At 74.5% G+C, this 13,166-nt stretch carries 9 protein-coding genes and 1 pseudogene; 5 read left to right on the top strand and 5 right to left on the bottom strand.

From position 1 onward, the window contains the following. Positions 1-60: 60 nt before the first annotated feature. Positions 61-1,416 (top strand): dipeptidase, encoded by a 1,356-nt coding sequence (locus V5O46_RS11375; protein WP_332884405.1) that lies wholly within the window; start codon positions 61-63, stop codon positions 1,414-1,416. A gap of 71 nt (positions 1,417-1,487) precedes the next feature. Here V5O46_RS11375 and V5O46_RS11370 read toward each other — a convergent pair whose 3' ends face one another. Both V5O46_RS11370 and V5O46_RS11365 read right to left on the bottom strand, forming a co-directional pair. Continuing rightward, positions 1,488-2,531 carry an NUDIX hydrolase gene (locus V5O46_RS11370; RefSeq protein ID WP_332884404.1) on the bottom strand — a complete coding sequence of 348 codons (1,044 nt, stop codon included), beginning with the start codon at positions 2,529-2,531 and terminating at the stop codon, positions 1,488-1,490. 140 nt (positions 2,532-2,671) lie between these two features. Next, the gene (locus tag V5O46_RS11365; protein ID WP_332884403.1) at positions 2,672-2,866 is read right to left on the bottom strand and encodes a hypothetical protein; all 195 of its coding nucleotides are present in this window, start codon (positions 2,864-2,866) and stop codon (positions 2,672-2,674) included. 146 nt (positions 2,867-3,012) lie between these two features. Here V5O46_RS11365 and V5O46_RS11360 point away from each other — a divergent pair, with 146 nt between their 5' ends. Beyond that, positions 3,013-5,133 carry an NPCBM/NEW2 domain-containing protein gene (locus V5O46_RS11360; RefSeq protein WP_332884402.1) on the top strand — a complete coding sequence of 707 codons (2,121 nt, stop codon included), beginning with the start codon at positions 3,013-3,015 and terminating at the stop codon, positions 5,131-5,133. A 351-nt stretch (positions 5,134-5,484) separates the two neighbouring features. Here V5O46_RS11360 and V5O46_RS11355 read toward each other — a convergent pair whose 3' ends face one another. Next, positions 5,485-6,441 carry an ROK family protein gene (locus V5O46_RS11355; RefSeq protein WP_332884401.1) on the bottom strand — a complete coding sequence of 319 codons (957 nt, stop codon included), beginning with the start codon at positions 6,439-6,441 and terminating at the stop codon, positions 5,485-5,487. Positions 6,442-6,703: 262 nt separating this feature from the next. Here V5O46_RS11355 and V5O46_RS11350 point away from each other — a divergent pair, with 262 nt between their 5' ends. Continuing rightward, the gene (locus V5O46_RS11350) at positions 6,704-7,780 is read left to right on the top strand and encodes a LacI family DNA-binding transcriptional regulator (protein ID WP_332884400.1); all 1,077 of its coding nucleotides are present in this window, start codon (positions 6,704-6,706) and stop codon (positions 7,778-7,780) included. 7 nt (positions 7,781-7,787) lie between these two features. Next, the gene (locus tag V5O46_RS11345) at positions 7,788-8,660 is read left to right on the top strand and encodes a hypothetical protein (protein WP_332884399.1); all 873 of its coding nucleotides are present in this window, start codon (positions 7,788-7,790) and stop codon (positions 8,658-8,660) included. Here V5O46_RS11345 and V5O46_RS11340 read toward each other — a convergent pair. Together V5O46_RS11340 and V5O46_RS11335 are read right to left on the bottom strand one after the other, a co-directional pair. Beyond that, a complete protein-coding gene (locus V5O46_RS11340) occupies positions 8,606-10,519 on the bottom strand; it encodes a serine/threonine-protein kinase (protein ID WP_408648960.1) in 1,914 nt (637 codons plus the stop codon). The genes V5O46_RS11345 and V5O46_RS11340 overlap by 55 nt on opposite strands. A 168-nt stretch (positions 10,520-10,687) precedes the next feature. Further along, positions 10,688-11,986, bottom strand: a complete 1,299-nt coding sequence (locus V5O46_RS11335; protein ID WP_332884398.1) for a DUF6986 family protein — start codon at positions 11,984-11,986, stop codon at positions 10,688-10,690. Positions 11,987-12,274: 288 nt separating this feature from the next. Between V5O46_RS11335 and V5O46_RS31875 the strand changes: the two are divergent. Further along, a pseudogene (locus tag V5O46_RS31875) lies at positions 12,275-13,151 on the top strand (endonuclease/exonuclease/phosphatase family protein). Positions 13,152-13,166: the final 15 nt, after the last annotated feature.

Raw genomic sequence — 13,166 nt, 5'->3', positions numbered from 1 at the left:
CCACTGTGCGAGGATCGCACCTACACCGTCTACAACGTCGCACCCACAAGGAGCGTGCCCATGTCGTCGAATCCGGTCGCCGCGACCGTCGCCTCGCTGATGCCCGGGGCGCGGGCGGAGCTCGCCGAACTGGTGGCGTTCCGGTCGGTGGCGGACTTCGGCCAGTTCCCCCGGAGCGAGAGCGAGGCCGCCGCCCGCTGGATAGCCGACGCGCTGCGCGCCGAGGACTTCCAGGACGTGGCCGTGCTGGACACCCCGGACGGCACCCAGTCGGTCTACGGCCGGCTGCCCGGACCCGAGGGCGCCAAGACCGTTCTGCTGTACGCCCACTACGACGTGCAGCCGCCGCTGGACGAAGCCGGATGGGCCACGCCGCCGTTCGAGCTGACCGAGCGGGACGGCCGCTGGTACGGGCGCGGCGCCGCCGACTGCAAGGGCGGCGTGATCATGCATCTGCTGGCGCTGCGGGCGCTGAAGGCCGACGGCGGTGTGCCGGTGCACATCAAGGTGATCGTCGAGGGTTCGGAGGAACAGGGCACGGGCGGTCTGGAGCGGTACGCCGAGGAGCACCCGGAGCTGCTGGCGGCGGACACCGTCGTCATAGGCGACGCGGGCAACTTCCGGGCCGGGCTGCCGACGGTCACCTCGACACTGCGCGGCATGACCATGGTCCGGGTGCAGATCGACACGCTCGAAGGCAACCTGCACTCCGGCCAGTTCGGCGGCGCCGCCCCCGACGCGCTGGCCGCGCTGATCCGGGTGCTGGACTCGCTGCGCGCCGAGGACGGCTCGACGGCCGTCGACGGACTGACCACGGACAGCCGGTGGGAGGGCCTGGACTACGACGAGGAGCAGTTCCGCAGGGACGCACAGGTCCTCGACGGTGTGCAGCTGATCGGCTCCGGCACGGTCGCCGACCGCATCTGGGCCCGCCCGGCGGTCACGGTGCTCGGCATCGACTGCCCTCCGGTGGTGGGCGCCACCCCGTCGGTGCAGTCCAGCGCCCGGGCGCTGGTGAGCCTCAGGGTGCCGCCGGGCGTGGACGCGGCGGAGGCCACCAAGCTGCTCCAGGCCCACCTGGAGACCCGCACGCCGTGGGGCGCGCGGGTGAGCATCGAACAGGTCGGCCAGGGCCAGGCGTTCCGAGCCGACACCACCAGCCCGGCGTACCGGGCCATGGCGGAGGCGATGGCGGTGGCGTACCCCGGTGAGGAGCTGCAGTACGCCGGTCAGGGCGGCTCCATCCCGCTGTGCAACACCCTCGCCGCGCTCTACCCGGGCGCGGAGATCCTGCTCATCGGGCTGAGCGAGCCGGAGGCCCGGATCCACGCGGTGAACGAGAGCGTGTCGCCGGACGAGCTCGAGCGACTGTCGGTGGCCGAGGCGCTGTTCCTGCGCAACTACGCGGCGAGCTGAGCCGGCGGGCGCGCGGACGCGGGGCCGGGTTCCGCGCCGGCCTGCGGGTCCGTGGCACACCGCGGCTCGGTTCAGCCCACCGGGACGCCCGCCTCCAGGTACAGCGCCGCGCCGCGCTCCCGGGCCCGCAGGGCCCAGCGCAGCCGCGCGTAGCGGACCGGCGGCAGCAGGTCGGCGGCCTCCTCCTCGGTGACGAAGCGCCAGGCGCGCAGTTCGGGGCCGGGCAGCAGGAGCCGGCCGGTCGCGGAGGGGGCGAGCCGCCCTCCGTCGAAGAGCAGGCGCAGACCTCCGAAGCGGGGCGGTGCGGGCGGCTCCCAGTCGACCACCAGCAGGGCGGGTACGTCGTCGAGGCGGATACCGGTCTCCTCGGCGACCTCTCGCACACCCGCGCGCGCGGGTGCCTCGCCGGGTTCGACGACACCGCCGGGGAACTCCCAGCCCGGCTTGTAGGTGGGGTCGACGAGCAGCACCCGGTCGTCCTCGTCGAAGAGAAGGACGCCTGCGGCGAGGGTCTCGGCGGTGGGTTCGGGAGTCTGCACGATGTCACAGGGCGGTGCCGCGCCGCCGTTCACCGCATCGGCGACGCGGACGGCTGTCTCGTACGGGTTGAGGGCGCTGGTGTCGACGAGGTGGGCGTCGGCGGTGAGCCAGGACTCCAGGGCGGCTCGGTAGGGCTCGATGCGGTCGTAGGACCCCTGGCGTATGCGTATCTCGCCGTCGGGGAGGTCCGGGGGGATCTCGCGGTCGGCGATCCGCTTCCGCAGGATCGTTTCCGCCGGGGCCAGGAGGAGATGCCGTACCGGTATCCGGCGGGCGGCGAGGCCGCCGAAGATCTCGTCGCGGTACTCCTGGCGCAGCAGGGTCATGGGGACCACGAGGGTGCCGCCGAGCTCGGCGAGCATCGCCGCCGCCGTGTCGGTCACCATGCGGCGCCAGATCGGCAGGTCCTGGAGGTCGCCGGCCTCGGCGAGATACTTGGGCGGCAGCAGTTGGACGAGGGCCGCTGCGAGGCTCTCGGGGTCGAAGAGCGTGCTGTTCGGGATCAGTTCGATCAGTTCCCGTGCGGCGGTGGTCTTCCCCGCACCGAACGCGCCGTTGATCCAGACGACGGTCACAGGTCCCCCTCTTCTCTTGGCCCCCTGTGGCTTGCCCGCTCCACCCTGCCACGGAAACCAGTTGCAGTTGAGGGCGCCGACAGGACGGCGCCGACGCCCTGGTGCGGGCGCCGGCGCCGGGCCGGGCAGGGGCGTTCGCGTCAGTCCTCCCGGGCGGCGCCTTCCTGGGCGTCGTCCTGCGGCGCCAGGCTGTCGGGGGCGATGTCGACCGAGCTCAGGGTGTTCTCCAGGTCGAGACCGAGCGGACTGCCACCGGCGGCGTGGGACGGGGTGACGGCGGCGACGACGAACCCGGTGGCGAGGGAGGCGATGGCGAGCATGCTGCGCTTCTTCATACCCGGTTCAACTGCCCGGCCGGGCAGAGGTTACCGACGTCTTCCACCACAGTCCGACATGTTCTACCGTGCATCCACATCAGTGACGCGCACATGCCAACAAGATGCCCGCGTCTCTCCTTCCGCAGGTTCGGAGGAACGTCACGATGCGTCATCCTCGCACCCGCACAACCCCCACACCCGGTACCCGCCGTACGGCCCGCCCGGCCCGTACGGGGCGTCCGTCCCTGCGCAGCGCGGCCGGCGTGCTCGTCGCGGGCCTGCTGTGCGCATCCGGTCCGGCCGCGCCCGCCGCGGCCGTACCGCCCGGCCACCCCCCTGCCGCGCCGGCGCCGGACCGTCCGGCCGCCGCACCGACGCTCGACGACGGCCTGGCCCGCACCCCGCCCATGGGTTTCAACAACTGGAACTCCACCCACTGCCGCCCGGAGTTCGACGAGGCGATGATCAAGGGCATCGCGGACATCTTTGTCGAGAAGGGCCTCAAGGACGCCGGTTACGAGTACGTCAACCTGGACGACTGCTGGGCCCTGCCGCGCCGGAACGCACAAGGCAAGCTCGTGCCGGACCCGGTCCGCTTCCCGAGCGGCATCGAGGCCCTGGCCGACTACGTGCACGCCCGCGGCCTCAAATTCGGCATCTACACCAGCGCGGGCGTCAGGACGTGCAACCCCGCCGGGTTCCCGGGCGCGCTGGGCCACGAGTACAGCGACGCCCGGCAGTTCGCCGGCTGGGGCGTCGACTACCTGAAGTACGACAACTGCAACAACCTCGGTGTGGACGCCAGGCTGCGGTACACCACCATGCGCGACGCGCTGCGGGCGGCGACCCGGGAGACCGGCCGCCCCATCGTCTACAGCATCTGCGAGTGGGGCGAGAACAGACCCTGGGAGTGGGCCTCGGACGTCGGTCACCTGTGGCGGACCACCGGCGACATCAGCGACAACTGGGGCTCGATGCTGTCGATCATGAAGAGGAACCTGCCGCTGGCCCCGTACGCGGGTCCGGGCCACTGGAACGACCCCGACATGCTGGAGGTCGGCAACGGCGGGATGACCGACACCGAGTACCGCACGCACTTCTCCATGTGGTCGGTCATGGCGGCTCCTCTCCTCATCGGCAGCGACCTGCGCCGGGCCGACGACGCGACCTTCGAGATCCTCGGCAACCGCGAGGTGATCGCCGTCGACCAGGACCCGCTGGGCCGGCGGGGCACCGTGGTCTCCTCCGAGGGCGGGCGCTGGGTCGTCGCGAAGGAGATGCAGGACGGCAGCCGCGCGGTGGCGCTGTTCAACGAGACCGGCAGCCCGCAGCGGATCGCCACCACCGCCGGGGCCGTGGGTCTGCCCGGTGCCGCCGCCTACACCCTGCGCGACCTGTGGGAGCACCGCAGCTACGAGACCGCGGGCACCGTCGCCGCGACCGTCCCCGCGCACGGCACGGTGCTGCTGCGGCTCTGGCCCGACGGCGGATGGGCCGAGCATCCGCCCGCCGTGGACCTCGGAGTCGAAGGCGGCGCCCCGCTGGTCGAGGCGGGCACGCCGGACACGGTCACGACGACCGTCACCGACCTGGGCCGCGGGCCCGCCCTGCGGGTGTCGGCCGCGCTGAGCGGACCCGACGGCTGGACGGTGCGGGCCGCCTCGCCGACGACCGCGCCCGCGCTGCCGACCGGCGGCTCGCTGCGCACCGCCTGGGAGGTCACCGCACCGGCGGGAACCCCGCCCGGCACCTACGGCCTCACCCTCCGGGCCGGCTACCGCGCCCCCGGCGGCGAGCACGTGGAGAAACAGCTGCCGCTGACCGCGTCCGTGGTCCTGGCGCCGCCCGCGGGGACCTCCGGGCTCGGTGACCTGCCGTGGCTGTCGGCGGCCAACGGCTGGGGCCCGGCCGAGCGCAACACCAGCAACGGGGAACGCACCGCGGGCGACGGCAACCCGCTCACCATCGGCGGAGTGCGCTACGACCGCGGGCTCGGCGTGCACGCCGAGAGCGACGTCGCCTACTACGCCGGCGGGGACTGCGAGACGGTCGCCGCGCAGGTCGGCGTCGACGACGAGGAGGGCGACCGAGGGACCGTCACGTTCGAGGTCTGGGCGGACGGCACCCGGGTCGCCTCGACCGGCGTCCTCACCAACGCGATGCCGGCCCGGCCGCTGACCGCGGACGTCACCGGCGCCGAGGTGGTGCGGCTCGTCGTCACCGACGCCGGCGACGGCATCGACCACGACCACGCCGACTGGGCGGACGCCCGGCTCAGCTGCTGAGCCCGGCCGGCATGGACGCCGTCCCGGTCCGGGCGGCCGAACCGTCCGGCTCACCGGGGCCCACGTGTCCGCAGGGACACGTTCCCGACTGCTGAGGGGTCCCCACGGGGATTCCGGTCCGGCCGGGCGGTTCGCGCGCCCGGCCGGGACCGGATCCGTCCGGCGGGCACCCTGAACGCTCCGCTGGAAGCGCCGCGACATGCCGTCGCTCGTCCGCGGTGCCGACGTGGCCGGTCGCGCAGTTCCCCGCGCCCCTTCGGGGCGCTGCCGAACCGGAGCGGACATCACCCGACCTGCGGAGGGGCTGTCCGACAACCCTTCGCCGGGGGCGTTCCCGCGGACGGCGGGCGGTCACACCCCCGCCGCGGTCACCCCCGCCGGAGTCCTGGTGAGCACGGCCGCGGCGGCACCCACCAGCCCCGCGTCGGTGCCCGTCCGGGCCGGGGCCACCACCAGCCGCTGGACGAAGGACAGCGTCGCGTACTCGGTGAGGGCCTTGCGCAGCGGGGTGAAGAGCACCTCGCCCGCCTTGGCCACGCCGCCGCCTATCACGGCGATGTCGATCTCGACGAGCGTCGCCGTGGCGGCTATCCCCGCGGCCAGCGCCCGCGCCGCCCGCTCGAAGGAGGCCCGGGCCACCGGGTCGCCCCGGCGGGCGGCGGCGGCCACCGCGACGGCGGACCTGTCGCCGTCCGGACCCGGCCGCCAGCCGCCCTCGAGGGCCCGCCGTGCGATGTTGGGACCGCTCGCGATGCGCTCCACGCAGCCGCGGGCGCCGCACGGGCACGGGTCGCCGTCGAGGTCCACGCTGATATGGCCGATGTGGCCCGCGTTGCCGGTGGGGCCGGGGTGCAGCCTCCCGTTGAGCACCAGCCCGCCGCCCACACCGGTGGAGACCACCATGCACAGCGCGTTGGCGTGCCCGCGGGCGGCGCCCTGCCAGTGCTCGGCCGCGGTGATCGCCACGCCGTCGCCGATCAGCTCCACGGGCAGACCGCCGGTGACCGCCCGGACCCGCCGGACCAGTGGGTAGTCGCGCCAGCCGGGGACGTTCACCGGGCTGACGGTGCCGGCGGTGGCGTCCACCGGACCGGCGCTGCCGATGCCCACGGCCCTGGCCCGCCCCCACAGCGGCGACGCGGTCAGCTCGCCGAGCACCTCCTGCACCGCCCGCATCACGGTGTCGCCGTCCTGCCGCGCGGGTGTGGCGCGCTGGGCCCGCACCAGGATGCGGCCGGCGCCGTCCACCAGGGCCCCGGCGATCTTGGTGCCGCCGATGTCCAGCGCGGCCACGAGGTCGGTGTGCATCAGTGTCGGATCTCCCCGTCAGCCGGAACAACAGATGTCGAAGAACACGGTCGAGCAACGCGCATGGGAACAGCAGCGGACCGGCCGCGCGGTGGGGGACACGGGCCGGGGATCGCGCTGGACAGTGTCTCCTGCCCCTGACAACGTTGTCCAGGCTCTATGCTCGACGCCACATCCTCATACAAACGCATGACCCCGACGCATCCCCCGTGTGACGAGCAGGAGCGACGCGCTCCGTGGACGACAGGACCCGAAGCACTCCGTGGACGACAGGACAGGACACCGCACCGTGCCCGCATCGCCCCGCCGCCCCGACCGCGCCGTCGGGCACCGCTACGGCAACCGTCCGACCATGAAGGACGTCGCAGCCCGGGCCGGAGTCGGCCTGAAGACGGTCTCCCGGGTGGTGAACGGGGAGCCGGGCGTCACCCCCGAGACCGAGCACCGCGTGCAGGAGGCCATCGACGCGCTCGGCTTCCGCCGCAACGACAGCGCGCGGGTGCTCCGCAAGGGGCGTACGGCCAGCATCGGCCTGGTGCTGGAGGATCTCGCCGACCCCTTCTACGGGCCGCTCAGCCGCGCCGTGGAGGAGGTGGCCCGGGCCCACGGGGCGCTGCTGATCAACGGCTCCAGCGCGGAGGACCCCGACCGTGAGCAGGAGCTGGTGCTCGCGCTGTGCGCCCGGCGGGTGGACGGGCTGGTGGTGATCCCGGCCGGGGACGACCACCGGTACCTGGAGCCGGAGCTGAAGGCCGGCGTCGCCACGGTGTTCGTGGACCGCCCCGCGGGCCGGATCGACGCGGACGTGGTGCTGTCCGACAATTTCGGCGGCGCCCGCGACGGCGTGGCCCACCTGATCGCGCACGGGCACCGCAGGATCGGCTTCATCGGTGACATGCCCCGCATCCACACGGCCGCCGAGCGGCTGCGCGGCTACCGGGCCGCCATGGAGGACGCCGGGATACCGGTCGAGGAGTCCTGGATGTCCCTGGGCGTCACCGGCCCCGAGCGGGTGCGCCGGGCGGCCGAGGAGATGCTGTACCGCCCGCACCCGGTCACGGCCGTCCTCGCGGGCAACAACCGGGTGACGGTCACCGTGATCCGGGTACTGGCGGAGCACGACCGCCGGGTCGCCCTGGTCGGTTTCGACGACATCGAGCTCGCCGATCTGCTCCAGCCGGGCGTCACCGTCGTCGCCCAGGACGCCGCCGCCCTCGGCCGCACCGCCGCCGAGCGCCTGTTCCGCCAGCTGGACGGCAGCCTGCTCACACCGGAGCGGATCGAGCTGTCCACCCGGCTGATCGCCCGCGGCTCGGGCGAGCTGCCACCGGAGGGCTGAGCGGCCCATGGAGAAGCACACCCGCAGGTCACAGGGGCGCGGAAGCGCACCGGACGCCGCACCGCACACACGGGCCGGACCGGCCGGCACCGGCCGTTCGCTGCACTCCCTCGGACTGGCCGACGCGCCCCGGGAGCATCCGCTGCTGTATCCGGGCGCGTGGCCGGCGGAGTCCGGGCTGCTGGCCGGGGAGCGGATGCTGCCGCTGGACCGGCTCGTGCACGAGGACCGCGTGCCGGTCCTGGCGGTCGGCTCCAACGCCTGCCCGGCCCAGCTGCGGCACAAGATGGCCGAGTACGGCATCGGCTCCCCCGTCCCGATGGTCCGGGCCCGGGTCACCGGCGTGGACATCGGGGTCTCCGCGCATGTGAGCCGCATGGGCTATGTGTCCGCCTCGCCGGTGGCGGCCCCGGGCAGGGTGCGGGAGCTGTTCGTGATCTGGCTGGACGCCGAGCAGCTCGCGGTGATCGACGCGAGCGAGGGCGTCCCGGTCCCGGCCGGCAACTACGACCGGGCCTGGCTGCCCTCGCCCGGCCTGCGCGTCGAGCTGGCCGACGGCACCGGGCTGCGCGGCGCGTACGCGTACGTCAACCGGCACGGCGTGCTGCACGACGGCACCGGGCTGCCGCGCCCGCACACCGAGCAGCGGGCGCTGCTCGCCGGACTGCTCGCCGGGTCGCCGGCGCTGCGCGAGCTGTTCGGAACCACGCCCGAGGAGTTCAGCGCGCGGGCGCGGGCCGATCGGTTGCGGTGTGCGCTCGGCACCCGGCTGTTCGCCGAGGAGGGGCGGGTGATGCCCTCCGGACTCGAGCGGTACGTCGGTCCTCAGCAGACGGGGAGCCCGGGCACCGGCTGGTCGTTGGCGCCGCCGCGGATATAGACGTCGCTGAACCAGACGTCGGTGTTGCCGCTGTCGTCGTCCGTTCTCGCCCACCAGATGTTGGTCCAGCGGCCGTGGGTCACCCGGCGGCCCAGATTCTGCTGGCAGTAGAAGTAGTTGGTACCGGCGTTGAGGATGCCGACCTCGGTGCCGGAGGCGGTGTGCGACGAGGCGGTGCGCCAGACCTGGCAGTTGTACCTGCCGCCGCCGATGGCGTAGCAGGACGCCGGCGCCTCGGTGCTCCCGCCGCCCCCGGTCGTGCCGCCGCCGGTCGCCGCGCCGCCCGTGCCGCTGCCACCGCCGGTCGTGCCGCCGCCCGTGGTGCCGCCGTCGCCGGAGCCGCCCGCACCGCCGGTGGTGCCGCCGTCGGAGGAACCGGCCGGGGCGGACTCGCCCGCCCGGTCCCCTGGTGCGGGTGTGGACCGGCCCGGAGTCCCCTCGGCGGCCGGGCCCTTGTCGTCGCTCGGCCCGCTGTGGGGGGCGCCCTCGGTGGGCCCGGCCGTGGTGCGGCCCGGTGAGGAGGTGGGCGGGCCGGTCCGGCCGGCGCCCGCCGGCGCCCCGGATCCGCCGCCGTCCGGACCGCCCAGGAGGGCGACCGTCGTACCGGCCACGGCGAGAACCGCGGTGACGGCCGCGGCGGCGAGCAGCGCGCGGCCCCGGCGGCGGGGCGGAGCGGTGGGTGCGGACGCGTCCGTGGCCGGGGCGGCACCGGGCCCGACGGACACGGCGCCCTGGTGCACCGGACCGGCGGCTGCGGATCCCGGTGTGCCCGGGAGGCCCCCGGGCCCGACGGACGCCGCGCCGTGGTGCACCACAGGCCCGTCGGACGGAGGCGGTTGCCGGGGCGGGCCGAAGCCCGGAGGTACCGAGGGGACGCTGCGCTCGGTCACCGCGTACGGCGGCGGGGCGGAGGGTCCGGGCCGGGCCGTGCCCGGCCGCTCCGCGCCGTCCGGGTCCGCGACGGCGCGCAGCAGGTCACCGGCCCGGCCGGCCTCCGGGCGGGACTCGGACCGCTTGTCCATCAGCTGACGCAGCACCGGCCCGAGGGGTCCGGCCCGGCGGGGCTCCGGCAGCGGCTCGGTGACGATCGCGGTGAGCGTGGAGAACGTCGAGGTGCGCCGGAAGGGCGACGCGCCCTCCACGGCCGCGTACAGCGTGGCGCCGAGCGCCCAGACGTCGGAGGCGGGGCCCGGATCGGCGCCCTGGGCGCGCTCGGGGGCCAGATAGTCCAGGGAGCCGACGATCTCGCCGCTGCGGGTGAGATGGGTGGCCGAGCCGTCGCCCGGGTCCTCCATGGTGGCGATGCCGAAGTCGGTGAGGACGACCCGGCCGGACCGGTCGAGCAGGATGTTGCCGGGTTTTACGTCACGGTGCAGGACCCCGGCCCGGTGGGCGGCGGCGAGCGCGCCCATGACCTCGGCGCCGATGCGGGCCGCCTCGTGCGGGTCCAGGGTGCCGCGCTCGCGCAGCACGTCGTCCAGGGAGGGGCCGTCGACCAGCTCCATGACGATCAGGGGGCGGCCGTCGACCTCGGTGACGTCGTGCACGGCGACGACGCCGGGGTGGCGCACCCGGGCCGCCGCACGGGCCTCGCGCTGCATGCGCAGCCGCAGGTCGGCGAGTTCGGGTGCGTCCGCGTCCGTGTAGGTGCGCAGTTCCTTGACGGCGACCTCGCGGCCGAGAACCTCGTCGACGGCCTTCCAGACGACGCCCATGCCGCCGCGGCCGAGCTGGGCGGTGATGCGATAGCGCCCGGCGAGCAGCCGGCCGGTGCCGTCCCCCGGCCCCGGGTGTCCCTCGCCGCGGTGCGGGCCGTCCGGCCCGCCCTGCCCGTGCTGTCCGTACTCCCCCGAAGACACTGCCGCCCCGTTCCTGTGACGCCTGGCACGTTCGATGCGTGGCGTACAGACTACGGGGCGGCTCCGACAGCGTGGCCGGTGGTGGCCCGGCAGCGGTGGCAGTGGTGGTGGCCGACAGCGGGCGCCCGGCCGGAGGGCTGCCGGGCGGTGGGCTACTGGGGCGGTGGGCTACTGGGCGGTGGCGGTCAGGTCACCGCGCCGGGGTGCTGCGAAGCCCTCCAGGTCGGCGCGGGTCAGACCGGTGAGCCGGGCGACCTCGGCGATGTCGAGGGCACCGCAGTCCAGCCCGCGCAGCAGATAGCCGCTGAGAGCCTTGGCGGTCGCGGGCTCGTCCATGACGTCGCCGCCGGTGCGGTTTGCGTAGCGGGCGAGGCGGCCGGCGGCCTGTTCGAAGCCCTCGCGGTAGAAGGCGAACACGGCGGCGTAGCGGGTGGGGATGTGGCCGGGGTGCATGTCCCAGCCCTGGTAGTAGGCGCGGGCGAGGGCCCGGCGGGTGAGGCCGTAGTGCAGCCGCCAGGCTTCGTGAACCTTCTCGGTGGGTCCGACGGGCAGCACGTTGGTGGAGCCGTCGGAGACCCGTACGCCGGTCCCGGCGGCGGCGACCTGCATGATCGCCTTGGCGTGGTCGGCGGCCGGGTGGTCGCCGGCCTGGTAGGCCGCGGAGACACCGAGGCAGGCGCTGTAGTCGAAGGTGCCGTAGTGCAGGCCGGTGGCGCGGCCCTCGGCGGCCTGGATCATCCGGGCGACGGCGGCGGTGCCGTCGGCGGCGAGGATGGACTGGCTGGTCTCGATCTGGATCTCGAAGCCGATCCGGCCGGGCTCCAGCCCGCGCGCCTTCTCGAAGGCCTCCAGCAGCCGCACCATGGCGGTGACCTGCTCGGGGTAGGTCACCTTGGGCAGGGTGAGGACCAGCCCCTCGGGCAGGCCGCCGGCCTCCACCAGGCCGGAGAGAAAGATGTCGAGGGTCCGGATGCCCCGGTCGCGCACCGGTGCCTCCATGCATTTCATGCGGATGCCCATGTACGGGGCGGCGGTGCCGTTCCGGTACGCCTCGGAGATCAGCCGCGCGGCGCGGGCAGCGGCCTCGTCCTCCTCGGCGTCGGGGCGGTTGCCGTAGCCGTCCTCGAAGTCGACGCGGAGGTCCTCGACGGGCTCGCGCTCCAGTTTGGCGCGCACGCGGGTGTGCACGGGTTCGGCCAGGTCGTCGGCGAGGCCCAGGACCGCGGCGAAGGAGGCGGCGTCCGGGGCGTGTTCGTCGAGGGCGGCCAGGGCCCGGTCACCCCAGGAGCGTACGGTGTCGGCGGCGAAGACGTCGCCGGGGACGTAGACGGTGTGGACGGGCTGGCGGGTGCCGGGGTCTCCGGGGTAGCGGCGCTCCAGCTCCGCGTCGACCGGTGCGAGGGAGGCGCTGATCTCCTCGCTGACGGCGCCCGCGAGGCTCGTCGCCACCTTCTCCTGCTGCCCCATGCAACACCCTCCTAGGTCACTGCTTTCCGCTCTGCGGAATCAACAATCCGTAGAGCGAAGTTATCCGGCGACCTTCCCGCTGGTCAACACCGTCTTGCACCTCGGTCCGTCCGGCCATCTCGGCATGTTCACGCCCCGTCGGGGCCCTCGGGTCGGGGCCCTCGGGTCGGGACCCTCGGTCGCAGCACCCCTCGCACCGCACGCCCGGAGCACCCGCGAAGGAGTCCCCGCGCCGAACCCCGCCGTGTCACCCGCCGTCCGGTTCTCCGCACCGCCCTAGCCACCACGATGACCCTGCCGCTCTCCAGTACAGCACTGTCCTCCGCGTCCGCCGCCCCTCAGCCGCGCCGCGGGGGCCGTCCGGAGGTCATGTCGTTCAGCCTGCGCAACGCGAGCACGTCCGAGCCCCACAGCTGGGCGTCCGCAGACCGGCGACCCGGGCCCGCTGCACCGCGGGCGCCCGCATGTCACCGGCACGCGGGAGGGTCCGTACCGGCAGGTGCACGACATCGCGGCGGACCCCGGCCCGCACTACGACTGGATCGGCACCGGCCGCGCGGGCGGCAGGCGCGACGAGTTCCTGGCCGTGTACGACGAGTTCCTGGCCGTGTACCACGACACCCGCCGGCTCGTCCGCCGGAGTACGACCACCTCCGGCTCTCCGACACCCCGGACGTGATCGGTCCCGACACCTGGGCGGCGGCTCGATCCGGATGGTCACCAGGGTCCGCTTCCGCGGCCTGCACGACGGCGACCGGGAGTGTCCACGTCCTCGACACGCACCTGGACAACGCGAGCCCGTACGCACGCGCGCGTACCGCCGCGCTGACCGCCGAGCGGATCGCAGGGCCCGGCCGGTCGCTGCCGCTGCCGCTGCCGCTGCTGGTGACCGGCGACTGCAGTGTCCCGGCACACCGCAACCCGGTCCGCGCCACGATGCCCGGCGCCGGTCCCGTCGAGAGCTGGGACGTCGCGGCGGAGCGCAGCGCGCTGTACGCGACGTTCCACGGCCGCCGGCCGCTGGTGCCGGGCGGCGACCGCATCGACCGGATCCTGGCCTCGCCGGGGGTCACCGTGCACCGTGCGTCCCGTCAACACCTGCGCGCACGGCGGGCAGTTCCCGAGCGACCGTCTGCCGGTGCAGGCGTCGGTGACGCCGGGCTGAGCCCCGTACCGGGAA

This window comes from Streptomyces poriticola, from assembly GCF_036689765.1.
GTDB lineage: Bacteria > Actinomycetota > Actinomycetes > Streptomycetales > Streptomycetaceae > Streptomyces > Streptomyces poriticola.
This window is presented reverse-complemented; position numbering and strand designations above follow the sequence as displayed.